This window comes from cf. Phormidesmis sp. LEGE 11477, assembly GCF_015207105.1.
In the GTDB taxonomy this organism is placed as follows: Bacteria; Cyanobacteriota; Cyanobacteriia; order Phormidesmidales; family Phormidesmidaceae; genus Phormidesmis.
This window is the reverse complement of the sequence record NZ_JADEXO010000261.1, coordinates 1-1665: the sequence shown is the minus strand read 5'-3', so window position 1 is coordinate 1665 and position 1665 is coordinate 1. Positions and strand designations below refer to the sequence as shown.

The window sequence follows — 1665 nt, the reverse complement described above, 5'->3', positions numbered from 1 at the left end:
TGTGCAAACTGCTGTACTTCGGATAGCGCTTGCTCGATATCCGTTGAGCCGAGCAGCATCCTATCGATCGCCTCTAGGTCAGCGAGGACTTCTGCTTCTGACTGCGAGACACTTTCATCTAGAACAACGTTACCAATGCCGCTATAAGTGCCGTTTGATAGCTGCGCCCACAGTGTCTCAATCCACTCGCTCTGCCAAATCGCAGGCCCTTGAGCGCTATTGAGTCCGGTTGAAACGTTGCTGGAGTTATCTAGCATAGGAATGAATATCTCTTGGCAGCAGAATATGACGCAAAAACGTGACTGTTGATGCTGAGAGCTGATTAGACTAGGGCAGAAACTGTAGGGGCCGAGACCGAGAGGGCTGGACCGAATAAACTCGTATTCCTCTAGATAGAGAATGCCCGTAACTTGAAAGGGGAAACCCGATAGTCAAAGGTTTATAATTACTTCACAAAGAACAGAAGTGGGTAGGGAAAGGAAAGCTTTGTGAGTTCCTCGGTTGTCGTCTCAATCCCTACCGATTAGTCAGAGTGGTGAGGTAGTGGCGCATTAGGAATGGGTTTTTCTAGAAAGTTGCACAGCGGATTCCACCCGTCATCACGGCACAGGTTGTATATCAATAGTTGCTGTGGACGCCGCTTGAAGTAGGCTTTGACTTCACTGCGGTGCTGCTCATAAGTCTGTGCCCACACGGTGGGAGAAAACTCAGATTGGCCGAAGATTCTTATTCTTAAACGCCTACTCCAGTCCGATAGCTCATCATCTTTCTGCTGACGCTCGTTCGCATCCTGCCTTTGCCACGATGCTAGCCAATCGCCTAGGGGGCTTACCGTCAAAATGAATTTGGCATCGGGATAGCGCCAGTCTAATTCTCTAAACGAGACAGCAACAGATAGGCCCGCTACTGCGTCGTAGCTAGATATCTCACCCATAGACTCGGGCACATGAATTGTTCTATATCCTAGTAAACTTAGCGCGGCGCACAGCGAGGTTGTGCCTGCCTGCCCAAGGCCGATACCAAACACTCGCTGTCTACCTAATTCTTGAGAATTCTTTTTTCTTCTAAGGACAAGTTTAGATTGTGGCTTGACTTCTACATCGAGGATTGCTGATAGACCTCTTCGTTCTAAGGCGTCAGCGACTGCTTTCTGGCTATAGTGAACTTGCTTTAGCTGCTGGGTCGAAGAGATACTGTTGCGATGCTGTCGGTAGAAGTAGAGGGCTTGCTTTAAGTGAACAACTTCTCCTACTTCAGAGAGCTTTAGCGACAGGTCGTAGTCAGCAGCATACACAAACTGCGGATCGATACCGCCGATTGCTGCGAATGATTGACGGCGAAATAGCCGAAAATGAAAGGCCATGAAGTCTAACAGCAGTCGGTCTTTCGAGTAGGGGATAGCACAGCGATGACCTCGCTTTAGCGGTGCTCCCGACTCGCTGACGTCCCAATAGTCGCTGTATACCATGCTGACTTCTGGCATCGCTTCTAAAACGGCGACTGTCGCACTGAGTGCGTTCGGTGCTAACCAATCATCGCTATCTAGAAGCGCTAGGTACTTACCGCTAGCAAAGCTGAAGGCAGTCGCTAGTGCCTGACCTCTACCCTGATGCTTCGCTTTGATAAAGCGGATGCGATTATCTCTTTGGGCGTAGGTTTGGGCAA

2 protein-coding genes are annotated in these 1665 nt (G+C 49.5%); both read right to left on the bottom strand.

The window, feature by feature from the left end; genetic code table 11:
* A partial coding sequence (locus IQ256_RS29170; RefSeq protein WP_193859172.1) for a hypothetical protein occupies positions 1 to 257 on the bottom strand: 257 nt, incomplete at its 3' end.
* Positions 258 to 523: 266 nt separating this feature from the next.
* On the bottom strand, positions 524 to 1665 hold a 1142-nt coding region (locus IQ256_RS29165; RefSeq protein WP_193859171.1), incomplete at its 5' end, for a sulfotransferase.